The sequence below is a fragment of the Fibrobacter sp. UWB10 genome, assembly GCF_900182935.1.
In the GTDB taxonomy this organism is placed as follows: Bacteria; Fibrobacterota; Fibrobacteria; order Fibrobacterales; family Fibrobacteraceae; genus Fibrobacter; species Fibrobacter succinogenes_O.
Window position 1 is genome coordinate 360,067 of sequence record NZ_FXUE01000002.1, and the last position, 25,094, is coordinate 385,160.

The 25,094-nt window shown below is 43.9% G+C and carries 15 protein-coding genes; 8 read left to right on the forward strand and 7 right to left on the reverse strand.

Features of this window, described 5'->3' with window-relative positions:
* Positions 1-6 precede the first annotated feature (6 nt).
* From QOL41_RS06120 to QOL41_RS06140, 5 genes are all read right to left on the reverse strand, one after another.
* Positions 7-411 carry a pilus assembly FimT family protein gene (locus QOL41_RS06120; RefSeq protein WP_283429040.1) on the reverse strand — a complete coding sequence of 135 codons (405 nt, stop codon included), beginning with the start codon at positions 409-411 and terminating at the stop codon, positions 7-9.
* Between the two features lie 339 nt (positions 412-750).
* Positions 751-1,884, reverse strand: coding sequence for a hypothetical protein (locus QOL41_RS06125; RefSeq protein ID WP_283429041.1), 1,134 nt, complete (start codon positions 1,882-1,884; stop codon positions 751-753).
* Positions 1,885-1,981: 97 nt separating this feature from the next.
* Positions 1,982-3,358, reverse strand: coding sequence for a GspE/PulE family protein (locus tag QOL41_RS06130; protein ID WP_283429042.1), 1,377 nt, complete (start codon positions 3,356-3,358; stop codon positions 1,982-1,984).
* A gap of 5 nt (positions 3,359-3,363) precedes the next feature.
* Positions 3,364-3,669 carry a hypothetical protein gene (locus tag QOL41_RS06135; protein ID WP_283429043.1) on the reverse strand — a complete coding sequence of 102 codons (306 nt, stop codon included), beginning with the start codon at positions 3,667-3,669 and terminating at the stop codon, positions 3,364-3,366.
* 184 nt (positions 3,670-3,853) lie between these two features.
* Positions 3,854-4,741 carry an FISUMP domain-containing protein gene (locus QOL41_RS06140; protein WP_283429044.1) on the reverse strand — a complete coding sequence of 296 codons (888 nt, stop codon included), beginning with the start codon at positions 4,739-4,741 and terminating at the stop codon, positions 3,854-3,856.
* Positions 4,742-4,900: 159 nt separating this feature from the next.
* Here QOL41_RS06140 and QOL41_RS06145 point away from each other — a divergent pair, with 159 nt between their 5' ends.
* The 8 genes from QOL41_RS06145 (at position 4,901) to QOL41_RS06180 (ending at position 24,224) form a co-directional block, all read left to right on the forward strand.
* Positions 4,901-12,634 carry a hypothetical protein gene (locus QOL41_RS06145; RefSeq protein WP_283429045.1) on the forward strand — a complete coding sequence of 2,578 codons (7,734 nt, stop codon included), beginning with the start codon at positions 4,901-4,903 and terminating at the stop codon, positions 12,632-12,634.
* A 771-nt stretch (positions 12,635-13,405) separates the two neighbouring features.
* On the forward strand, positions 13,406-17,878 hold the full coding sequence (locus QOL41_RS06150) for an RHS repeat domain-containing protein (RefSeq protein WP_283429046.1): 4,473 nt from the start codon (positions 13,406-13,408) through the stop codon (positions 17,876-17,878).
* 1 nt (position 17,879) lies between these two features.
* Positions 17,880-18,647 carry a hypothetical protein gene (locus QOL41_RS06155; protein WP_283429047.1) on the forward strand — a complete coding sequence of 256 codons (768 nt, stop codon included), beginning with the start codon at positions 17,880-17,882 and terminating at the stop codon, positions 18,645-18,647.
* Between the two features lie 174 nt (positions 18,648-18,821).
* Complete coding sequence (locus QOL41_RS06160; RefSeq protein WP_283429048.1) at positions 18,822-20,771, forward strand: secretin GspD/PilQ domain-containing protein; 1,950 nt, start codon at positions 18,822-18,824, stop codon at positions 20,769-20,771.
* A gap of 20 nt (positions 20,772-20,791) precedes the next feature.
* Positions 20,792-21,994, forward strand: coding sequence for a PilN domain-containing protein (locus tag QOL41_RS06165; RefSeq protein ID WP_283429049.1), 1,203 nt, complete (start codon positions 20,792-20,794; stop codon positions 21,992-21,994).
* On the forward strand, positions 21,991-22,524 hold the full coding sequence (locus tag QOL41_RS06170) for a type 4a pilus biogenesis protein PilO (RefSeq protein ID WP_283429050.1): 534 nt from the start codon (positions 21,991-21,993) through the stop codon (positions 22,522-22,524). The genes QOL41_RS06165 and QOL41_RS06170 overlap by 4 nt, the downstream gene beginning before the upstream one ends.
* Positions 22,517-22,993 carry a hypothetical protein gene (locus tag QOL41_RS06175; protein ID WP_283429051.1) on the forward strand — a complete coding sequence of 159 codons (477 nt, stop codon included), beginning with the start codon at positions 22,517-22,519 and terminating at the stop codon, positions 22,991-22,993. The genes QOL41_RS06170 and QOL41_RS06175 overlap by 8 nt, the downstream gene beginning before the upstream one ends.
* Before the next feature lie 82 nt (positions 22,994-23,075).
* On the forward strand, positions 23,076-24,224 hold the full coding sequence (locus QOL41_RS06180; protein ID WP_283429052.1) for a glycosyltransferase: 1,149 nt from the start codon (positions 23,076-23,078) through the stop codon (positions 24,222-24,224).
* Here the strand turns inward: QOL41_RS06180 and QOL41_RS06185 are convergent.
* Together QOL41_RS06185 and QOL41_RS06190 are read right to left on the reverse strand one after the other, a co-directional pair.
* The gene (locus QOL41_RS06185) at positions 24,202-24,888 is read right to left on the reverse strand and encodes a MauE/DoxX family redox-associated membrane protein (protein WP_283429053.1); all 687 of its coding nucleotides are present in this window, start codon (positions 24,886-24,888) and stop codon (positions 24,202-24,204) included. The genes QOL41_RS06180 and QOL41_RS06185 overlap by 23 nt on opposite strands.
* Positions 24,888-25,082, reverse strand: a complete 195-nt coding sequence (locus QOL41_RS06190; protein ID WP_283429054.1) for a hypothetical protein — start codon at positions 25,080-25,082, stop codon at positions 24,888-24,890. Before QOL41_RS06190 ends, QOL41_RS06185 begins: the two co-directional genes overlap by 1 nt.
* Positions 25,083-25,094 lie beyond the last annotated feature (12 nt).

Genomic DNA, 25,094 nt, shown 5'->3' on the forward strand with positions numbered 1-25,094 from the left:
CTGTATTTAATCAATAATTGTGCTAAAGCCTGCTAAGGAATGCGTAGCGGAGTCAAGATGACCTTGGAAATAAATAAAAAATCGTTTCTTGTCGATAGGCTTGCATTGTAATGGTTTGAAAGGAAGATTCTCATTTAGAATTTCTGCAGAATCTCCTTTAAATGAAAAATGCAATTCTTCCGCAAATTCTTGTTTTTCGCATGAGCCGGGGTGGTTTCGCAACATTTGTATTGTTTTGCTTTTTTTGACATTGTAGTCGAAAAAAACATCATGCTTGTTTTTGTCTTTTAAAAAAGTGCAGTTTGCGGTGCTGTATAGATTAAAAGCTAAAATGGTAAATATGCCCGAAACAGCCATGGTGACTATGAGCTCTATTAGAGTGAAGCCTTTTTTGCCATTGAATCGGGACATTATCTTGATTCTCCGTATATGCAATAGTTTAGGGCTCGGGTAGAGTCAGTCTTGTTGCGGATCGATATGACTTTGTAACAGGTTTCGAACTCGTCTTGGGATTGTTTAACTAATGTTTCCCAGAAGACTCCGTTGGAGTCTGTATGCAAGATTGTTGTGTCTTTTTTAATATTTGTTGTAAATAGAACGATTTTGCTTAATTCTTGCCCGTAGCAATCATTCCATGCCTTGTTGCTCATTGGGTTTTGAAATAAAAAGCCCATAACAAAAACGCCTGTTGTTGCGAGGATTGAAAGACTGACGAGAACTTCGACGAGTGTGCTGCCAACGCGAGAATATCTATTTTTCATAGCTAGCTCTCCCGCCTAAATATACGATATCTGGCAAAAATGGGTGGATTGTGGTGTCTCCGATAATTTGGCCGTCTCGAAGGAACCCACTCCAAAGGGTTGATCCTTCGTAGAACCCGAAATTGTAGGCAATCATTTGACCTGTGATTTTTCCTCGGAAATCAACTGTCCCTCCTGAAATCAACGCTCCGCGTAAGTCCACAGAATCTGCAATAGTTACAGGAATGTTTTTGAAAGTGTCTTCCCAATTGTCTGCTAAAAAAATAATCAAGGCGTTTTCTGCCCTTATCTTTTGAATGTTTAATGAACCGGTATATGCATTCTCACCTGTTTTGAAACCCTGGAGAATAAATTTGTTTGAAAGTTCTTGTTTTGAAGATAGAGAAATTTCGATTGAGTCTCGTGCGAAAAATGTGCCTGAAGAAGTTACCGAATCTTTTAAGGATATTGTTCTTGCTATAATACTAGCGTTGTTTAATTGTACGTTTTCGCGTATGAAAATGCGGTCTGCTGTAATGCGACACCGGTCGCAGCGACTTCTGCCTTGCATAATGACTGTTTTACAGTTGAGCATACTGCTTAAAGTTTCTGAACCGTCATAAACACAACGTTCCTTTGCAAACTGATTTGGAAACTGGTTGCGGCTTAAGTCTGGATAGAATTTTAATGTTTTAAAATAGGGCGAAAATTCTCCGGTGTAGACAGTGTCATAAAATGCTTCTTTGGAGGCTTGCATTTTATAATGGGTGCTATAGCTAAGCGATCCTGTTTTTAGGGCTATTCCGCCCTCTATTCTTGCTTTTCCCGCAAGGCTTGTGTTTGCTTGCGATGCTAGTAGCGTTAGCGCTGGACGGTTAGGGGGAATAAAACCGGAATGTGCGTCGAATGATTGCGAAGAATCGTGGTTGAATACGCTTATTTTGGCGAAAGCACCGTCTTGTTTTTGTGAAATACAAAAATGAATGGTCCCGTTTTGTGAGGTGTGGCACAAACTGTCGGTACGCCAGGGTTTGTTTTCTTTTTGCATTCGAAAAAAAACGTAATTTGTTCCGCTTTCAAGCTCTAGTTCATTTTGTATGGTTGTAAAGCGGCGATAAGACTCGATACGTTCGCTTTTGACCATGTTGTAAAAAGATGTGGCCAAAGCGCCGATAACTATAAGAATTACAATCGTGAGTGGGAGCGTAAATCCGTTTTTTTTGCTAAAACAGGGCATTGTATCAAACGATGGCTTCTGCTGCGATTTCGGATTGCGTTGTATAGCCTGCTGCGACTTTATCTGCTCCGTCGGCGGCCAAAGTCTTCATACCGCCTTGTATGGCGGCTTTCTTTAATTCAGAGTTGGATGCGCCTTTGTGTATCATGTCACGAAGGGTTTCGGTAAGCGGCATCATTTCGAAAATGCCGATACGTCCTTTGTAGCCGCAGTTCCCACAGGTAAGGCAGTTTGGGTCTTTTCCGCCGCATTTGGGGCAGATTCGGCGAACAAGCCTTTGTGCCATGATAAAGTTGACTGCCGACGCCACCAGGAATGGCTCTATACCCATGTCAATCAAACGGACGATTGCAGAGGGGGCGTCGTTTGTATGGAGCGTACTAAAAACAAGATGTCCCGTAAGGGCCGCTCTAATGGCAAGTTCTGCGGTTTCCCTGTCGCGGATTTCACCCACCATGATTACATCGGGGTCTTGCCTAAGGAGTGTTCGCAACGCCGCCGCAAAGGTAAGGTCTATTTTGGTGTTGACGGCGGTCTGGGTAATGCCTTCTAGTTTGTATTCGATAGGCTCTTCGATGGTAGATATATTTAACTCTGTACTGCGGATCATTTGTAATAAGGTGTACAGGGTTGTCGTTTTACCGCTGCCAGTTGGACCCGTAATCAAGAACATGCCGTAGGGCTTGTGAATTTCTTTTTCACACAGGTCAATCTGGGCTTGGGTCATACCCAAGGAATCGAGTTTGTGGATAATCTGGCCTTTATCCAAAAGACGTAAGACCATTTTTTGGCCGTAATCGGTTGGGAGTGCTGATACGCGAATGTCTACAGCCTTGGATTCGTCGTCAAAATGAATTCGGCCGTCTTGTGGGCGTCTCTTTTCGGCGATATCCATGCTCGCCATAATCTTGATGCGTGAAATGACTTCCGAAATGGAACGTAGCGGCAATTTTCTTGCGATTTTAAGTACGCCGTCTTTACGAAACCTTACAAGAAAGGCTTTTTCTCCTGGTTCAAAATGAATGTCCGAAACGCCCGTGTGCATGGCTTCTGAAATGATTTCGTTAACAAGACGAATAATTGGAGAATTGGCCTTGCTACTTGCAGAATTTAGCCCGAAAGTTGGAATAGACTTTTCTGCAAAAGCGTTTATCCATTGGATAATCTGGTCTTCTGTGGCCTCTACCGGTAAAATATGAACGCCCGAGGCAACCTGTAAATCGTTTATGAGGTCGATGTCTCCAGCATCGGGTACCGCTACTGTCAATACCCTTTTTTCTTCGTTGAAATCTATGGGTATAGAAGAATACCGCATCATAAGTTCCTGCGATAGAAAACGCAGGGCGCTTTGCGGAGGCGGATTCTTGAGCTCAAAAGACATGGAATTTATTGCTTGTTCGTTGAATCCGTTTTCGCGGTGTCGGTCGGTACAAGGTAAATGCTGATAGAACGGAGAATGAGCGTCAGGTTAGAGTCCGGGTTGCTAATGACGTCTACGGTGTCTTTCGGAAAATAGCCGTCTTTGGTGACTATAATCTGATTGACGTAGCTTTCTTCAGATGGGAATATTACCGTGCCGCTCGAATTTGTTTTTAAATCTTGTGCGGATTGCACTTCGTTTGTCAGTTCTACTTTGGCGCCTTTAATCGCTTCGCCAGAAATCTTGTCGGTGACGATGACGGTGTAACGCACGGGAATGCGATCATTTTCTTCGCTATCTTGGAGACAGGATGAAAAAAAGAACGCACAAAAAAAAGCGATAATGAGAAGTTGAAATTTTTTCAAAACTAAAACCATAATAAGTTATGTATTAATTTAGAAAAATACAATGAGAATAAAAAATGCCAATGATGTTCTCATTGGCATTTCTTGAATATTAGTCCATCAAACAACGGAGATAAAGCTCGTAAACAGTTTTAACGATATAAGCTGTTTCCAATTGAACCGTTGCTCCTGCCATGTTGTCAAAAACCATTGTTTGGGCTCTTCCTCCATTGTCTAGCATAATAAACAAGACAGAAATGCCATTAAGTGGCTTAAGTACATTGAATCCGTAATCGTCTGTTCCTGCATAATCAAATGCTTCTCCAGACCAACCTGTAGAGAGTAGTTTGTATAATTGACTGTCGATAGCTTCAATCATTATTTTCCATTCTTCTAAGCTAGGAATATGCCAACCTTTGGGACAAAGACCTTGATGTGGTAAGGGGAATTCTTCACTGCCAAAAGTGGCTTTTTTGGATATGTAATCACAGGGAATACGAGTTGCTCCTATCCATGAATAAGTTCTTCCATAAGTTGATAAATTTGGAACATCTTCTGTTAAATCATTGTAGGTGTATTCGCAGCCTTCGGCGGGCTCTTCGGTATAGTAACGTAAGTTCTGTCCCATCCAAATTTGGTCGCCTATTTTTGCAGTTGTATAAACTTCGCCATCGCGTTCGTCAGTCAAAAGACCTGTTTCGGCATTGTAGTTTGCTGGAAATCCCTTTACAGTTGAACTACTCGATAAGTCTTTTTGATCGGAACTGCTTTGTATAGCGGAACTGCTGGACAGTATTGTTGCGTTGCTAGATGCAATTGAACTGCTTGAAAAGTCGTCTTGTTCGTTTTGGTTAGAATCAGAAGACTCTGAATTGTTTACTATAGATGAACTTGAATTTTGCTCTATGCTTGCATCATTGGGACTTGAGGATGATTCATCTCCACAAGCAATAAGGATGCCTGCTGCAAACAAACTGTAAATGAAAAGATTGGCTTTCATGCTAATTCCTTTTAACTTAGTCAATATAACTAATTAAATGAATAATAAAGTAGATTTAGTGTTGCGTAATAAAAAAAACAGAATTTGATGATGTTTTTGTTTGTTTTAAAAGTTGCTAAGTTGTTCTAAATTTACAACTTAATTTTTAAGAAATAAGGTATGACATTGTTTAAGCAACTGTTTCTTGCGTGTGGCCTGTTTTTAGCATTTTCTACCTCGTATGCGGAAAATGGAAACAATTCCAATGCCTTCAATAGATATATGTCGCCTGAAGGGGGCGTAAATCCTTTGTCGGGTACGGTTGCTTTGACCAAGTCGCTTGTCAGCATTTCCGTGGGTGAAGTCTCGGTAAGTTTTGATTTGAGTTATTCGGGAAACATCTTTAAGGAGATGGAAACGAGGAATGACCGGACTTCTGTAGGCCTTGTAGGCCTCGGGTGGACCTTGGGTCGGGCGAAGGTTGTCAGCGATAATCGCGGAACAAGTTTTATTGGCGATGACCAATACTATTTGATGCTGCCTTCTGGCGGTAGGTTCAAAATTTTCAAGGATTCCTGTGATAAGTGGTGGGTGGAAAGAAACCCGTTCTTGAAAGTTGAACAGATTGTTGTTTCGACCGATGTCACTGGAACGGGGGACGTTATAACCTGTGTTAAAGGGTGGAAAATCACGGATACGAAGGGGGTTGTTCATGAATATGGAGACCTTGGTGAGAAAAATGATAAAATTTTGATTGCCCCGGAAAGGAATGCTACAGAATACGACCTGTTTTGGCCATTGAAAGATGATGGAACGCTTGGTTATGGCTTGATTGGTAAGGCTATAAAGGGGACTCCATGGCTTTACCCTACAGTATGGAATGTTAGCAAGGAAATAGATGTTGAAGGCAACTACCTTCAATATACCTACGAGCAGATTACGGAGGGGCTTTCCGGTGATTTTGAAACAAGTGGGCCTTGGAAATCTGGTACGATGGAATATACAAAGGAATCTTACCTGACGAAGGTCGTTTCGTCCATGAATGATGTTCTTCAGTTTAAATATGGAGCTAAGGGCGAGGGGGAGTTTTTTGGCGAATTTCTCGACTATGAAGGAAAAAAGAATGAACTTTTGGGTGATACTGATGTAGATATGGCTATAGAAAAGGTGAACCGCAAGTATTTGTCCAAGATTGAAATTTCGGGTAGATATGGCAGGGTTGGGTCCGTCGAACTATGCTACGTGCCTTTGGTACAATATGCAGAAAATGGTGATAAAAAGGTTGGCTTTACCAAGAGGCTTCTTTCTGCGGTACGTTTTTTCAATAAGGCGGGTGTGGAAAGCGATTATGAGTATTATAAGTATTATGGACAAGAAACGGGTGTTACAACAGGAAATAGTGCTGAGTCTCCGTGGGGAGCTCTTTTCAAGGTGAAAGGTAAAGATTGTGGATGGGTGGAATATACATACGTGAAGGAAACCCTTGGAAATGGACATGTCGATACTCTTGATGCCGAAAAGATTTTCGGTAAAGGATATCTGGATGATGGTACGCCGTACTTGGTCGGGAAGAAGACAGATAAGAAAGTAGTGGTGTTTCACAGGATCAATGGAAGTTGGGTGCATGTCAAGGATATCGACGTGAATAAAGTGTCTGATGTTGAGTTTGGTGACCAAGGGTGGTTTCTTATTAAGGATAAACTAGAGAAGGATGTTGCTGGTGCTGTGATTTATCAGTGGGACGGAAAAGATTGGAATGAAGTACATAAGGAAACGGTTGATAATGGTAGGAAGTTCTGGTCGTGGAGTTCTAGAGCGATGAATGTATTTGCTGGGCCAGATTATGTCATTCGAGTGGAAACGAATGGTGGAACTCTTGCAACACCGGTTTCGACATTAGACGTTGTTTGGTCAAAATGGGGCGAGTCCTTTACTTTAGATACAATTAATAAAGCGATGGTGAATGAGGACGGCATTAGAATTATGGCTCAGAAGAATCATATTCTCGTCCAAGTGAATTCGACCGAAGCCGTTAATTCTGTACGATTCTTTGTCTATACATTTGATAGCAAGGGTGGCGTGAAACAGACTTATGAGGATTACAATCAGGATAATGGAAGTACATATTTTTTAGGTGATGGCTACTTTGTCGGTGTTGAAGAACCTTCGGCCTATTGGGGACAATCCCGGTTCCGTGCTTGGCATTGGACCGGCTCTGGCTGGGTAAGGGAATTCAAGGATGAATTTGAAAATCTTTTTACAGCGATGGATTTGCAGGCTCATGGTCAGGATTACTATACAGTACGGCACCATGCAAAGGAACACTTGACCAACTATTATTGGGATACGGAGAAATGGTCAAGTCCGAATAGACATTTGCATATTCAGGATTTTTCATGGCCTTCTGCAGCGTGGAAATGGGCCGGTTTTAGCGGCCGTGATTTCTTTGTTGTTGGGCAGAGCCGCTTGAAGTGCAAGTGGTGGGGTTGTGATGTGAAAAAGTATGTCTATTTGCAACTTTATTACATGAAGGATGTGGAAAATAAAGATTGGGGCTATAGCTATATCGGAGCCAAAGACGAAAAAATGATACAGAAGGATGTCATAACGGGCGAAGACTGGTTCCTTGAAAAAAATAGTGTGTCTATTGCCTGGATTTGGGACGGCGAAAAATGGGTCGAGGAATCTTTAAAAAATATACCTGATTTGAAAAAAGCCTATTCGCTGGGGGATAATGCTTTTGCTGTTCCTGCGAAGAATAACAAGACGAACGTCTACTATAAGACTGGGAATACATTTGTCGGTTCGTACGATTCATATTATGTGAAAACGAAGACTATTTTTGATCCCGTTGTCGACAAGACGATTGAATATAATTACGATTTTACGAGGAATAATGCTCAAATAGCCTATGATGAGGCAAACAATACTCCGTTGTTTAAGGAAATGAATGTCATTCTTCCCTTTGGTCAAGGGGAAGTGCATAGCGTATTGTGCGACGGAAAATATCCGGAAAGTGCAGAATACAATGTTGGACTGGGTTCTTCGTGTATTGAAAGCCAGAGGGGCCGTTCGAATTCTGGTGAGCCAGGCCATACGGCGCTTTTATCTAGAAAGCAGACGTTTTTCGAACGACACCGCGAATCCGGTTGGCCTGCAAGAGTGTATCAGGATCGAGTAAAGAAGGTTGTTTCGTTCAATGGAACGATTAAGGAAACAACCACTTACGAGTATTCTTCCAAGAATGGACAAGTGGTGTCTACGAAAAAGAAGAATGGTACAAAGACAACAGAAGAGGTTGTCAAATATGTGGTCGATATGGATTCTTCGATTCGCGACTATGAAACAAAACTAGGCAATGCGAATAGAATTGACGCTGTTGCAGGAGGGTATTCTTGCATTGGAGAATGTAGCAAGGGTCGAATTGTTACCGCGTACGCAAATGGTTGGGATACTGTAGATAGCATTTTCCGGTCAGTATCCACTTGGAACATGGTTCCGAAAAAAAGAATGTTAAAGAGTGATGTTGAACTGGATATCTGTTCTATTGTGCAAAACGGGGCTGGATCTTCGTATGCCAATTGGAAGCGTTCCTCGTATAACTCCGTATATAATAAAGGGGATGTCATTGAAACGGAAGAAGGACCGAAAAAGATTAAAATGGCATCTTTCAAGAATCCGTTGACTCGCCGTGTTTATGGTACTGCAGCTGGCTGCGGTGTTAACGAATGCCTCATGCTTTCTGGTGAATATTGTGGTGAGGTCAATGATGTTGTGTGGTCTGGTTGTGTGCCGACTAGAGAAATGGACGGGATAACCGGCTATGCTATACATGGAAATTCAGGTAAGCTATATGGTCGTTTTTCGACGAAAATGCTCAAATTATCCTCTACGGGTGCAATTTCGGCAATAATTAAAAACCCACAGTTAAAAAAATACAGAATATCCGCATGGGTCCAGACCATGGACAATGATTCTGTGAAGGTTCAAGTAGCCTTGGGAACAGAAGTGCTGGACAAGAATGTGAAAACAAATATGGGGTGGCAAAAGGTTGATTTTGAAACATCTGCCATGCAATCTAATGCTGCCGTACAATTCTCGCTAACAACAACGGCTCCGTCTGGAATACGAGTTCAAGATATCCGCGTTCTCCCGTATGACGCCACGTCTTCGGCCCTGTTTTGGGATGACATGTGGGACAAGGTCATTACTACGGTGAACGATAGGGGGGTGGGTTCCTATGTACTCTATGATGATATGGGAAGAGAGGCTGAATCCTATTTGGAAACGGCTGAAGGAAATGTTTACTTGGCCTCTCGCCAGACATTTGTCGATGGAAGTTGTGTGATAACGGCATCGGGTTCAGACAAACTTGATTATGTGAAAGTAAACAACACAACTTACAAGAATCCTTCTTCGAAAAGGAGTTTTGCTCTTGATGCAATTGATGTGAGTGTTTCTCTGGGTTTGGATTCTGCAAGCGATTCCGAAATCAGGTATGCGTTGGTAAAGGGAAGTGAATCCGATTGGAAAAATAAGAATTTGCAAGAATGGATTCCTGCGGCATGTGGTGGACTTTGTCCAATATCGTTCAAGTTTACGGATAATCCTGAATGGACTCTCTTTGTTGATGTAGCTCCTTTTGATTCTGCTAAGGGAGCAAAAGGTGATTATGCATTCCAGTTCGGGATGAAGAAGAAGGACTGGGTTGTCTATGGACAAATTGAGGGCTTTGCTGATGGCGAAATTCCGCAGTTCGTAAATCCGTACGATTCATCGAATGTTGTTTACAAGAACGATCGCAACGATTCCTTGTATAAGTCAATATTCAAACAAAGCCTATGGGAATGTGATTCGTCGGCGATTGTTGGCGTACGATCCGTTGCTTATAATGTTGCTTATGGGAATGGTGGTAAGGGAACATATAGTTTGAGTCTTATTCCGCTTGCGAGTGACGCTGGCAAGAGTGACGGTGACTCTACGACAACGCTTGCGTATCCAAGAATTTATGGTAGTGATGATGGAAAAAACTATATCTATAGAGACCTGAAAGACACGACTTTCAGTGCCGATGATGTGAAAACAGCTGTAAATGGAAATGTACCGGCATTAATTTTCCGTGCGGATGTAAGGGAAAAAGTTGTTTCCATCTCGGGAAAACTTTTTTCGGTGACGGGCCGTGATACGACCTTGACTAGGCTTGTTACAGATAGCTTGCTTTATAGTAAAATCTGGAACGGACAGTCTAATCAATGGGAAAATCTTGGATCGATTCCAGTGTTTGATAGGGATACCTTCTCGGTGTCAATTTCTGGTAGGGACACGGTGTTGAAGGTTACTCATGGAAATATAGTCTCCTATTTAGATGGAGTTGTCTGCGATTACAATAATAATGCTTTCGATATGGTTTCAGGGCCTGAAGATAAACTCTATGTAGCCTATATAGGAAATCCAAAAAACTTTGCTGTAAATGCGAAAGTTGATGAAGATGACGGAACTGTGAACTATGTGAAAGTCGCTCCAGCCTATATAGTTGTGAAACGTCTCTATGATGCGTCTGAAACGTCAATGGGACGGTCTGTGTGGGCGGGCCCGAGTAAGGTTTCAGGACAGCCTCGGTATGAAGGTGATATTGTTTCATGGGATGGCTCAAATTTGCATGCGGTTGAAAATGCGAAATCTGTAAAGTTAGCGTACGATGGAAAATCTTTATTTATGGCTGTGGCTTATAGGACTCATGCGGATGAGCAGTTTGATGATGACGAAAATACTGGGGTAGATAATGCGAATGATGGTGCAAATGTGGATTATGGAGAGCTTGCTCTGACCGTTTTTAGGGCCTCTTTGGAACAGAATGTGAATTCGGATGGTGTAACCTACAGCAGTTATCTTCGATGGACGCCAGTTGAAGACAAGTCAATTGTTGTAGCAAAGAGAGGTAATTCCCTTGCTGATGAACGGAATAGGGTGATTTACATGCAACCCGGTGATGCTTTCGACTTGAAGGTTCGCGGAGATACTCCATATATTCTGTTTAGAAATAAGGCCAACGCGAATAAAATTTCAGTTATAACTCATGATGGCAACAGGTGGTTATCGATAGGCAATCCTGCTTTTGCTTATCCTGTTCAAACAGGGAAATCCGCAGATTTGGCTATATCCGTGAAAAAAGATTCTATTGTTCATCCGTATGTTGTGTTTGAACAGGGCTTTGCGGAGGGGTATGCAACCCGTAAAGATAGACTTGTCGCGATGCGTTATAATGCGGATGATAAAATTGATTTGAGCATTTCTTCCTTGGATCTTGGTGCTGATTCCTTGAATGAATCGTGTGCGTTTAGACAGTATATATTGAACTATGCACTCAATGTTGGTTATGAAGATTCCTTGTCTATAAAGCCAACCTTACGTACATCAGCTGATGTTGCCCGAATTGATATTTATGTCAATGACAATTTTGTTTTAAATAGGACTGCGAGTTCAAACGCATATTCTGTCGTCAGTTTGGATTCAGGGTTAAATAGGATAGAATTGCGTGTTATCGGGAAGGATAGCTCTGAATTGTCTTACTATCTCAATACGATTCGAGCTCCGAGACCTAATCCGAATCTGTGGGGAACGGGCAATTCCTTAGTTGTGAATGGTTACATGGTGGGCTCAAATATCACCAAAATAGATGTGACTAAGCTTGTTCCGAATCCTAGTAGCGTGACAAGGACTACTCGCAAGGATGATACTACCAAGATTCATATTCATGTAACCGGTGGTTGGGTGATTCACGTGCCCAATCCATTGGTAGACAAGGATACCGTTTTGTTCGGTGGGGATACGCTTCGTTTCTTGGGCGACTCTATTCCTAAAGGAGTGTATACGGTTAGTCCTGAGGGTGATACTGTTATTATTGATTTCTTTGTAAGACCTGACAATCAACCTTTGTTCTGGTCAAGTAGCTCTGCGAATGCGACATCTAGTTCATCGAATAATCCTTGGGAGCCGAATTTGTCCGAGGGAAATGATGATGATATTTATCAAGGTGGCTTGAGCTCTTCATCAGGTATTGGTGGCTATAGTTCGTCATGCGAAGGCGATGCATGCTGGTCTGTGTCGTCATCGTCATGTTATGGAGGCTCCTGTTCGACAAGTTCTTCTTCTAGTTCGTTGAATGGGGGATCATATCGTGATTCTTTGACTCACAATGTGCCTGATGGTGTGAAGGATATTGCCTATGCAAAATTCTTGATTACGGGGAATTTACGTGTGGGCAATCGGGTGTCGGTTGCTGGGACGATTGCAGCCGGGGGCCGTGTTGAAGTAGGTGTTGAAACGTATGCTCTTGAAGGGACAATCTCTGGTGATGATATATTCCTTGCGAATAGATCTCAAGTAGATGGCCTTCGGTTGATAGGTAATCTTCATCTACAAGATGGCGCGGTGTATGGAAGTGTAATTAATGAACCTAACCTTGCGATACCCACGATGCCTTCTTTCTCGTTCGCTACAGGTTCTTCGGATATTATCGTTGAACCTGGTCAAAATGGAAATGTTTCGCCGGGTGCATATAGAAACTTTGCTGCTCGTGAAAAGTCTAAAATTCATTTTGCTGCAGGGGACTATTATTTTGATTCGTTCTGGACGGATCCTTATGTTGAATTGGAATTTGAACCCGGGACTCGGATTTGGGTTACGAATGGCTTTAATATAGCCAATTTTAGCCGAGTTACGCATTCGGGTAATACTGGTGATTTGTTTGTTTACGTGGGTTATAGTGGGCTTGTCTCGATTGGTAATAATGTGCAGATGAAGGCTGTGCTTTATGCCCCGCAAGCATCTGTACAGATGTTTGACCATACTATTTTCGAAGGCTTTGTCTGGTCTGCAAACTTAAATGTAGAACCTTTCTGCGAGCTGAAATAAGGAGAAAAGATCATGGGTGCTTTTATCAAGAAAATTATTCAGATAGCTCTTTTCTCAGCTTGCATTTCCGTTGCCCTTGCAGATACCTGTCCTGCTGCGGATGAGCAAATCTGTCCGCCGAGACTTGACCCTGACAGTAGAATTCTTTATGGCCTTCCTGGATGGGAAAATATAAAATATCCTGCCCTTTATGGAGTCCTTACTGAGGATGATTCTGTTCTTCATGTGGACTTGAGAGCCAATATAAAGTTTGGTGGGACTACTTATAGTGAGGTAACTGTTACAAATAAAGGACGTGTTTATCTAGGACATTTGCCTAATGATTTTGATTATTCTGACGGAGCTAGGGGATATACTCCTTTTTTAGAAACTACGAAGAAAAAGATAAGACCGCTTTCAGGCTCATCTTCAATTGGAGTAGTATGGCAGACTATTAATTCTTTGGAAACGTATTCTGTTATTGAGATTGGCCCCTTTAATATTGATGATTTTGAATATCCAGTATTGTTTCAGGTGATTCTGTATATGAATGGCGAAATCCAGTTCCAGCCATGGGTTAAATGGGGAGATGCTGCCGCATATGCGTATAATGGACAATATTATAGTTCTCTTTTGAATAAACTTGTAGGAAAGGACTTGTTTTATCCGAGACTTTATAATGGTGGACATGATGTAATAGCTGATTATAATGCAATGATAAGTTCAAAAAAAGAACCTTTGGTTTTCGATGGACAATTAAGACCTGGTTGGGTTGCAAAGTCCTTTAATAATATGGGTGTTTCATTTAGTCCTGGCGAGAATGGCATTAATGTTTATTTTGGATCGGAAAAGGCTGCTGGTGGTCTTTTTGCGTATGATCATTCTCGTGAACGGCCGGTTGTCGGAAGCTTTAACTATGTGACTGTGGAGGCGTATTCGATTTCGTATGGATTTAACCTGAATGCGGAAAGTGCTGTTCCGGTATTCTTTTGGTATTTCGGCAAGGATAATGGAGATTGGATAAGTGAAGCTCATGCTGCTAACTATCCATACTTTGTTGATGGCTTTCAACTTAAGCAAACCATGCCTATTTATGCAAAAAAAGACTTACTTTCTGTTTCCAATAGGCTTCGTTTAAGGGGGGGAGATTTACTTCCGTATTCATGGAAATTTACAACTGCACACGATTATTCTGTGATTTGGCCGATTGCTTACATGGATTCCTGGAATGTCGCTGACTCAGCTGTTCAGGATATAGATATGACTAGGGCTGTTGCATTTAAGTTCCAGACATGGGATGATGCTAAGGATAGAGCAATCTCCATAAAGAATGTTATGTATGGCTTGCGCCAACCACGTTCCGTGCAGTTCCTTCCCCCTAAGACTCATGTGCTTACGTTTGTATCCGATGGCTTGAGCTATATAAAGGGTAGTAACTTTAGTGGTGGTCTTCCGCTTGAATTCATTGAAGGGGCGAGCCTTTATGCTAAGATAATTCCTTCTCCGGGAGATACGATTGAAGAAGTCGTAATCAATGGGGCGACTGTTTATAAGCGTGATTCTGTGCTTTGGAGCAATTTTGTTTCCGTTTCAGGAGATGGTTCGATTGATTTGACTCTTGAACATTCATCTAGTGATCTCAATGTTGTCGCTTCGTCTAAAAAGTGTGGCACAAGGGCTTTGCATGCAGTAAATCCCTCTTATGTGAAGACAGAAGTGTTTCTTGACCCGTTAAAAACGTCGAGAAAACTTGAAACCTATGCCGTGAAGGATGGTCTTGGACGGGTGGTGCAGACGCAGACGAACCTCGGAAATGGTTATTACAATGTTAGCGCTACATATTTAGACGATTTTGGAAATGTTGAATTTGCTCCGCTTTCTTACCTTTCTGCAAAGGATTCTTTTGCTTACGAAGACATGTACTGTAAAATGTGTATTGTAAAGTCTTCGAACTATTATAACGGTACTGATAATTTAGATAGACAGCTGGCTTTTGGTATTCCTTATGCTAAGGAAGACTACCATTATGGTGAGGGAAATGGTGTGACTAAAGACATTTCTGGGGTGGCAGAGGCATCTTATGCTATGAGCCAAAAATCCTCGATGCAGTGGACGATTCCTATTGAAACGTCGGATTATACAAATTTCATTTCTGAAGAGCAACTCAATGAAAATGTACTTACTGGAAAGTATGCGTCGGCAAAGAATGCGATTGTTGATGAAAAATCCAGTGTTGAAAATTGGACGGATTACGGTTTTAAACTTGTTGTGAATCGCTCGGCTGAAGGCGTGTACACACAGCAGATATTCGATGCCAATGGTAACGTACTGTATACTTGGGCAAAGTCCGGGGAACATGAGGTTATTTCTAGAAGTCACTATAATTCAGACAATCAGATTGATTCTACGGATATTTCGGTAGATAGAGGTCCATTCATTTTGGCTACGGTCTATACCTACGATATGGTAGGACGCGTCAAGACGCTCACGACCCCTGACAAGGGAACTGTTGTAAGTATGTATGATGCAGAAGACCGTGTCCGTTTTACCCGCGATGCGCGTCAACAGGCGATGTCGGAGAAACTTGGTTGTAGCGGAAATTACTTCTCAACGATAGAGTACGATGATAGGGGGAAAGTGGCAAAGACTGGTGAAGTCCATTGTGGACACTCTTTCAATGATTCTGCGACTTCGGTTCCCGATGATAAATTGTATATTCTTTCGGAGAATTTTTACGGAAAACCGACGATAGGAGATCTTTTGTCCACGCATGTGACTACGGACTCGAAATTGCTGCAGGGTATCCTCGACGAGATGGAGGGGGTTTCCCCGAATGACGTGGGAGCAGTTGCTTCTTATGATGGAAGTCGTGTTCGTTCCGAAGCTGCAATCAGAGCGAACAGCCTCAAAATGTCCTCTTACAACCGGCTAGGACAAAAAATCAAGCAGTGGACTATTTACGGACTAGAGGGTGCACCTGCAACGCAGGCGTCCTTCACTTATAACATTTCTGGTGAGCTTTCTTCAACGGAAACTGCCGAGTGGAAGAATGGTTCTTGGAACAAAATCTCAACGCTTGTTTATTCCTATGATGGAATGGGTCGGTTAAAGTCGGTCCTCGAGGATGGAGATAGCCTTATGCGGATTGACCGTACTGATGCAGGCACCGTATCGAAGAAAAGATATTTCGACAAGGGTGCGCCTGTTTACGACATGACTTATGCGAAGGATATCTATGGGCGAACGACCCGCGTGGAATACAAGAATTCGTCGGGCAAGACACTCTATTCCGAAACCGCGACATATCCGTCCGCTGTTGTCGGCCGTATAGATTCTGCCCACCATGTATGGGATGGTTACCATTCGAATGAAAACTACACTTACGATGCGCAGGGGCGCTTGACTGGATATGAGTCCGACAACAACCATGTTGGTGGCGGTCGCTATTCCTATGATGGCTTGGGTCGTCTCGAGTTCAAGCGTGAAGGCAGGTTCGGCAATGACACCCTGATTTCCTACACATACAGCAATGCGTTCTTCAGGCCACTTACGATGCGGGTCAAGGGTGGTCCCGAGACAGAGTACTATGCCTATGACGAGTCGGGTAACGTGTGGCTGGACAGAAACTCCATGAGTGCCTACACGATAAACGCTTTGGGACTACCAAGCAAGGTGCATCTATTTTCGAAAATTCCCGGAACGCTTACGTCAGATCAGCTGGCTAGAGATGAATGGGTCGAGTCGCGTTCTGCCACGACAGAAATGGCCTACGACGAGGGTGGACAACGCATCTGGACCAAATTCGTGGCCAACGCTCCGTCTCACACGACAGAGGTCACGTATCCGGGAATCGGCGAGTACAAATATTCTGGACGCAATTATTCTAACGATCTTGAACTGGCTCGCATAGACCTTCTCGGTGGTGGGTACCGCACGGGGCTGAATGGCGAGGCGGTCTTCCCGGTGAAGGACCTGCAGGGCAGCGTCCGCGGTTACGTGAACAAGTCCGGGCTCAAGAGCGCCTTCGGCTACCGTCCCTACGGTACCACGATTGACCTTGCCCGCTATGCGTCCGACGATGACAGGCGCTGGCAGGGGAAGGAGTACGATGGCGAACACGACAAGCTTTACTTCGGTGCCCGGTTTTATGACCCGTTCTTTGGCCTTTGGATGTCCCCTGATCCGGCGGGACAGTTCGCCAACCCGTACAGCTACGGTGGCGACCCGCTGAACTACATAGACCCCACGGGCATGTGGGCGCTTGGCGCCGGCCTCGTTTTTGGTTACGATGAGTCGCACGGCTGGAGTCTCGGCGTGGGCGTTGCCGCTGAATTCGAAGACAGCGGTGTGAACGCGTCGTATACCTTTAACCAGGACGGCTCCAGGTCGCTGGGCCTGAACACGAACGCGAGCGTATGCGTGGACGGCGTGTGTTTTAACGGGGGAAGCGGCTTCAACATGAACACCTATACGGGAACGTCGGTCAGCAAGAGTGCCGGCATATGCTTCGGTTCTTCCAGTGACGCCTGTGCCGGCTATGAGCTTGGCCAGGGGTATAGCTGGGACCGCAGCGGCGGATTTGTCGGGATGACCGTCTACGCCGAAGTCTACGCGGCCTTTGCGGGAGGGCGTAGTTCATATGGATACGAGCAGGGGTTCTTCGGGGCCGAGGGCCGCGGCATGTACGCCGGAATAAGTGGCTACGGTTTGCATGCGGAAGTGTCGCAGAACGGCGGAACGAGCTGGGGTTTTGAAGAACGCCTGTATTCTGGAATCGGCAACAACTCCAGTTCCCTAGCCGCCGACGGCACCACGGCGAGTATGGTCAAGTGGGAATTGTGGATGCCGTCTCTTGGTCGATTCGGACATTTTACCTTCGGTGACGGGTATGACGTGAGCAATGACGGTCTCGGTAAGGCTCTTGCTGATGAAGTAGTTCCGTTGCTGAAAAGTAGTTCAAATGAGGATGATTGGAAATTAGCAGAAAAGATAAGAAATAATCCGAATAATCTTACCTATGCGGAATTTCTAAAACTAGATCAGTTCTTGTTGGCGAATGGTTTTGAGCATGTTAAACGGATGAACAACCATCCTGACGGATTCAAAAAGGTTACATACAGAAAGGCAGGCTCAACTTTGTATGGCAACTTAGAACTCATGTATAGTAAAGGCGAAAATCGAGCATATTCGAGCTACAATTATGGAAATAATCATATCTCGCATATGTTGATAGATCTTTTTGGTTGGAAAGGCAGGGGGTATTGATATGAAAATTTATAAGCTGCTTCTTATTTTGTGTCCTGTTTTCTTTATCGCTTGCCTTGGGAGCGGATTCCAAAATGAACAACCTGTGGAGAGGCGCTCTCCGCTTTCAAAATTCTCAGATCCAACAGGTCAATTAAGTTATGATACTTATAAATTTGATTATAGTTTGCGCTTTAAAGGTGTGGATACAACATGGGAAAAGGATAAAAACATTTTTTATGGAATTCTTACTAATAATATTGCGTACGAAAATTATCAAATATTCAGGTTGCACAAAGACTCTTCCGAAGCTGAAATCTACGATATATTTTCCATAGACGGCTTTGGAGGAATGTGGTCTTATTCATTTGATACTTGTATGGGATCGCATATAAAAGAAAGAAACGATATTGTTTATGAATTTTGCAAGAAAAATATCCACATTCCAGAATCATTATATGCAAAAATGAAGTCTTTTTTACTGGAAAAGAAACCATCTGTCTTCACCTACTTTGCAGATTGTTTTGAGTATTTGAGTATTATCTATTATGATGGCGAAAGAAATTATTATTTCGATATGTCCAAGCCCTCCTGTCTCGATGAAAATATAAAAAAAGACCCCCGCATTCCCGAATACATTGATTTTTATAACGAAATGGCTGCTTTCATAAAACAGGATTTTAGCGCTTGCCGTTGGGATAATTTTGGAAACAAGGAGAAAATGATCCGTGAATGTGGCAAATTCAACTGGCGTTGGAAAGATAAATATCCAGAGATTCTAGGACGGTGAATAATTGGGACTGTTCGCAAAAATCTTTGGTTAAGGGCTCTTTGCGACATTACGTTTTTTTTGTAGTAAAATTGTAAGAATTGGCGTTGAATTCCATACAAAAGATTCTCCCTTAAGGAGAGTCTTTTGCATATAAGCTCTTCTGTGGGCGATGCATCTTTCTAAATTTATCTCATGAAATTTTTATGCAAATTTAAGGTTGCTGTTTTTGCATTGTTGGTTTTGAATTTGCCTATATGGGCGCAACCAACGTCGCTTCCTCCGCTTCCAATTCCCGATTCGCTTGTTGTCAAAAACTTGAATGTCAAGAATACTGAAATTCGCGACTTGCTTCAAGGACTTGCGGTTCAGTATGGACTGAATCTTTTCTTGGCCCCCGACGTAAAGGGCCCTGTTACAGTCAACTTCAGTAACCAGCCCCTAAAGTCCGCTTTGCGTGTTTTGTTGCAGGGTAACGGTTATGAATATACGGTAGACGGTTCTGTTATCCGAGTGCAAAAACCGGTAGAGAAAATTCCCGAAGCACCCAAGCCTCCCGAAAAGCGTTTTAGGGTTGAATGGGCAAACAATACCCTGACACTTGATGTTGAAGACGCCCCGTTAGACAAGTTGGTTCGCAAGGTTGTAGAGGCTACCGGAAAAAACATATTGCTGGATCAAGGTATTTCCAAGTCTGTATCAGTATTCGTGCAGAATCTTCCTTTTGATCGGGCAATGCGCTATTTGGCAGAATCAGCCGAACTGGATTATGAAGATGACGATGGTATTGTTTCGCTGAAAAAGGCATCCTGGAATTTGGGCGGGAAAGGTAACGATAACTCCAACAAATTCAAGGTGCGCTTGATTAGCGACAGCTTGTTGAATATCGAAGCTGTCGACGCTCCCTTGGCTTCGCTTTTGAGTGAAGTCCTTTCGCAAACTAAACTGAATGCGATGGTTTACGGCAAGTTGGATGGTTCTGTTACTTCGCATATATCGGGCATTCCTGTGCGCGAGGCATTGAAGTATTTGTTCCGTGGAACAGCTTATACCTTCTGGGAACGTGACGGAGTATATTTTATCGGACCGCATGAAATGCAGACTGCCGACAATTCGTTGCTTATAAAGCTTAAACACCTGCGTGCCGAAGATGTGATTAAACTTTTGCCTACAACCCTTACCAAGAGCACTCAAATACAGGTGGTCAAGTCGCAAAACGCATTGATGGCTGTTGGCAGTTACGATGTTCTTGATGCCATCTCTCAATATGTAGACAAGATGGATTTGCCTGTAGCGCAAATCTTGATTGAAGTGCTTGTTGTAGACATGGATATTGAAAAAGGGCACAATCATGGTTTGAACTTGCTGTTTGGAAAGGCTTCTCAGCATATGGGCTCCGAAATGCTTTTCCCGAATATTGACCAGACTTTGAATGCTAGGCAGACTCAAAAGATTTTCAATGGCATTGGCCTTGGCGACGTGATTCAGGTGCCTAAGGACTTGGTTGCGAAAATTGAGGCCATGGAACAAGAAAAAATTCTTGATGTGAAGGCCCGTTCGCAAATTGCAACCCTCAATGGCGAAAAGGCCGTGCTTACGATTGGCCAAACGCAGTACTACATGATGTCGTCGGAGGTTGACTATAATCAGGGTGATGCCGTTACATCTAAAACAACGCAACGCTTTGAACAGATTGAGGCGAACTCGAATATTACCGTGACTCCTTATGTAACGGGTGGTGGTGAAATTACGTGCGAAATTATTCCGGATTTTTCGGAACCCGAGGGTAGTTTTAGCAGTAGCGTTCCTCCAACTCTCAACAAGCGTTATGTGAAATCATCAGTGCGACTTCGCGATGGAGAAACTATCGTATTGGGCGGCATGGTGAAAGAAAGCGTGAATGATGTTCACCGTCAGGTGCCCTTCCTTGGGTCGATTCCAATTCTTGGATGGTTGTTCAGGAATGTGGAACAAGTTCATAGCAAAAGCCAGTTGCTCATTTTTGTAACTCCGCACATTTATTACGGTGCCGAGGGCAGCGTCGATGTTGCTGACGAAATCGAAAAGGCGAAACAGCCGCTGGTTCCTAAGAAAAAGAAGTCTGACAAGAAACCTGTTAAACAGTCCGAGGACAAAAAGAAGTGATATCTCCATTAGGCAGGGCATTGGATATTGCGGCAGGACGATACTGGTGGGTCCTGGTTGTCCGCGACGTCTCTGCTGTTGGAGATTCTGCTCAAATCCTTTGCGTTATGCGAGGGGTTGGCAGAGGTCGTAGTTCTATTTGCAGGAGCTTTTCTGGAACGCTTGAAGAATGTCGCCGTTTTCAAATTCAGCATGGCGGTGCAGATGATGGCGTGTTGTTGGTTGACGATGCCACTCCGGTAAAAATAGTTTCCGACAGCGTTAATCCGGTTGTTGATTTTCCGGGGTATAAACCGGATTGCTGGGACCATGTAGATACCGTGTCGGGAGATTTTTCTGTCGTCGCGCTACGCAGTGCCATAGAAAGTTTTGCCCAAGACGTTCAAAAGGTTGGATTTAAAATCATAATCCATTTGCCTCTAGTTTTGGCGATGTCTGAAATGGTTGAGGTCAATGAAGACGCCCCTTGTTTGTTGTTCAATAACGAAAATGGATTTGCAAGGCTTTATCTAGCTACGGAAGGAAAGGTTGTCGCCGGTTATAAGGTTCTTGGCGAAAATACGGACGAATTGGAAAAATACATTCGCGAGCAATACCTTGTAAAAGATCCGGTAAAGATTCCTTTTACGATTAATGCAGAAGAAATTGCCAAAACGGTCGCTGAAGATGCTTGGCTTTTTAGAACAGACAACATGCCCAGCTTCCATACGCCTGCAAATAAGGATGCTTTACAAAGGCTTCGTGACGCGGCACTTTTCAGGAGAACTGTAAAGGCGTGCGTTGTCGTTTTGCTCCTGTCGGCTTTTGTTGTGCTGGCGTTAGGTATTGTTGAGTCTGTTTACACAAGCGAATCGCAGGCGAAAATCCAAGCGCACCAGTCTATTGTTCAAAAGCAAAAAGACCTTGCTCTAATATGGGAAAAATTGGACAGAGAAAAAGCCCAATCAGAAGAATTCCTAAAACATAGAAGCAGGATGTCTACGACTATCACCAATTTTGCATCGGTTGTTTCCGAAGATATCTGGGTTACACATTGGTTGATATCGGGACAGGTTCATTCTGTACAGGGTTATGCGGTAACCTCTAAAGATTTGTCTGACTTTTTAGAGAAACTAGAAAACGACCGTTCCTTTATCAATGTTAGATTGCGCACGACTGAAAAAACAACTTGGAAAAAACATGATGTTGTTCGCTTTGATTTGACTGCGGAGAATGTTAGGTGAAGTCGTTCCTTTCGAAAAATAAGTACAATGTCTTGACGTTGCTTGCCGTGCTTGCAATAATTGCCTTGCTCGCCTTTTGCATTGTTCCCAAGGCAGTCGTTTTTAGTGAACGCTTGACGTCGGTACGTTCCGAGGTGAAAATAGCTGAGTCGATAGGGGACATGGTCGCATCTCCTGATTCGCTTATAGATGAATATCGTAAGGTCTCCTCGCAGATAGACCGATACGTGAACGCCAGGGCCACATCGTCAAGGATTCTCGCCTATATCCATGATACCGCCCAAAAGAAAAAAGTTTCGTTGCATGACCTTTCGACAGGTGAAATCAAACGGTCTTCGGGAAAAACTGAAATACCGGTGTCTTTCAGAATGAATGCCTCTTTTGCAGATATGCATGAGTTTGTTACAGAACTGGAAAACGGGATTTATTGTATACAATTGCACGACGTGAATATGAACCGTGAAGAAAGTGGCCGCGTGGATGTCTCGGTGCACCTTTCAGTTCTTAGCAAGGGAGTACCGAATGAATAAATTGATTGTATTCATGGTTTCTCTAACGTTGCTTTTGTGGGGGATGTTTTTGTGGAAAATGTCCAACAATGTTAATGCCGGAAAATCCCCAAATACAGAAAATGTCGAACAGGTGACGGCTGCTGGTTTTGACATGCAGGGAATGCTTTCGCTGTTGGAACCTCAGAAGAAACCTGCTGCCGATTTGCGCGATCCCTTTCTTACACCAAAGCGTTTTGCGCCTGCACCGAAACCCCAGCCCCGTGTTGTAAAGCCGAAGGTTGACACAGTCGTCCAACAAACTCCGCAACAGCCATTAATTACGCTTGATGCTATTTTGCCAGGAGACAATCCCGTAGCGATTATCAAGTACCACGGTGAAACGGCTGTGGTAAGCGTTGGCCAGAAAATTTGGGATGTGGTTATCACTGCGATTGAGACGAATCGTGTGGTAATACGCTATGCCGGCGGAACATTTGAAATAAAGTGATTCTTTGGCGACATTTCCTGATTTGCTGAAAAAGATATAGTGCTAATCTTTTGCTATTATTTTAAGAATTAAGGGATGTTCTATGAGCCTTGCGAAAGTCCTTTTTGTTTGCGATAAAAACGAGTGTACCAGTTTCGGGCGATTGACGCTGAATCTGGTGAAGGCGGTGTCGGGAAAATTCGATGCCCATGTGCTTTGGCTCAAGACTCCCAAGTTCTTTGGTGAAGCCGATAAGAAAACGGCGACTTCGCAAGATTCGAACTATGTATCTCACGAAGTGTGGGCGAAATCGCTCTATACGGGATATTTGAGTTTTCGCGCACCGCTTAAAAAGCTGGTCAAGAAAATCCAGCCCGAAATCGTTTTCTTTATTCGGCCGGAACTCGGTTTCTTGGTGCCGGTGGTGAAGGGGCGCGCCAAGACGGTCATGTTTGTGCATGATACCTTTGCCGAAACCTTGTACCCGAACAGCACGAAGTTCAAGCTGTTGAACCTGTTCTACATTCGCCCGACAGTCAAGGCGGACTTTTTCGTGTACAATTCCAACTGGACTTGCGAACAAGCGGCGGACCATTTTGGCATAGAAATGTCGTCAAAGCCGGGAGCCGTCATCGGTTGCCCCATCGATAGCGCCTTGTTTAACAAGCCCGAAACGAAACCGACGTTTGAAGAAAAGAAAGTTTTTCTGCGCAAGTACGGCATCAAGAATTTTGATGGCATGTGCCTGAACGTAAGCCTCGATGAACCCCGCAAGAATATCGAGACTTTCTTTGAAATGGCGCGCCTCAGGCCGCATGTGGCCTTTGTGCGAGTTGGCAAGTTCTCTGAACGCCTGCGTGCCATCGTGAATGAAAAGAAACTTTATAACGTTTATCACTTTAGCGAATTCAAGGCGCATGAACTGCGCGACTTTTATCGCCACGCAGACTTGATGGTGTATCCGTCGCTTTTAGAAGGCTTCGGCCTTCCGCCTATCGAAGCGATTGCTTGCGGAACGCCTGCGCTCTGCGCCGCAACCTCAGCAGTCAAGGAAAATCTTGACGGAGTTTGCCCGCTGATCAATCCGCCGACGGATGCCGAGGCATACGCCCGCGTGATCGATCGCGTGCTCGCTGGCGAAAACGTGCTCGATGAATCTAATGCAAAAAAACTCCTGGAACATTGTTCCATGGAGTCATTCAGCAAACGAGTTGTCGACTTTTTTAATTCTATTTCCGGCGCCACACCTTAATCAGGCTGTGGTTCTTTCTGGTTGCAAGCCAAAGCGTCGGCCAAATCAGAATGATATCGCGAATCAGGCTTGTCCAGGCTTCGGCCTTGTCGTGGGCATCGCCGTCTTCAAGCTCAAAGCAACCGCAAGTGATTCCGAGGTCGTTGCCCAAGGCCCAAGTGAGGGCGATGATAAAGCTCACGAACATCCAGAAAATCGCAAATGCCGATTCACGCACGAACGGCGTTACAATCATCGCAAGCCCGAACCAGAATTCAAACTGCGGGTACACCAGGGCAAAGAAGTTGTTCACGCTTTCCAAGTGCAAAGCGGGGAAGAACTGGTACTGCGCCACAAGGACAGCAAACTGGTGCGGGTCCTGAATCTTGTAAATGCTCGCGAAAATGAACATGCCGCCAATGCCCACGCGGAACAGCGTTTCGAGGGCTCGGATGGCAAAGTCCTTTTGCAGGCGGTAAGCCGGAACGCAAATGCCCGTGGCGATAATGATGGCGGCAAGACCCACATGAATATTGTAGCGGTAAGCCTTTGGCCAAATGTCAATCAGCCAGTCTTGGTCGGTAAAAGTCAAGAACGATTCCGGGAACGAAATTTCGGCAACACCGATAGCTACCAGAATCGAGGCTACAACGAGCAGTACTGCAGAGATAATCGTCTTCTTCATTACAGCACCTCGTCCGGCTTGGCAAGAATTTCCTGGCTGCCGATCCAGTCGACCGACTTGGAGTCTTCAACGCGAATGTTGTTGATAACGGCAAGCGCAATGCAGAATGCGGCAATCCCCAAAAGAACAATCCAGTTCAGGGATTTTAAATAGTTTTTAGTGTAATCGAAAACGTTAAGAGCTATAGATTTCATATCCATAAGATA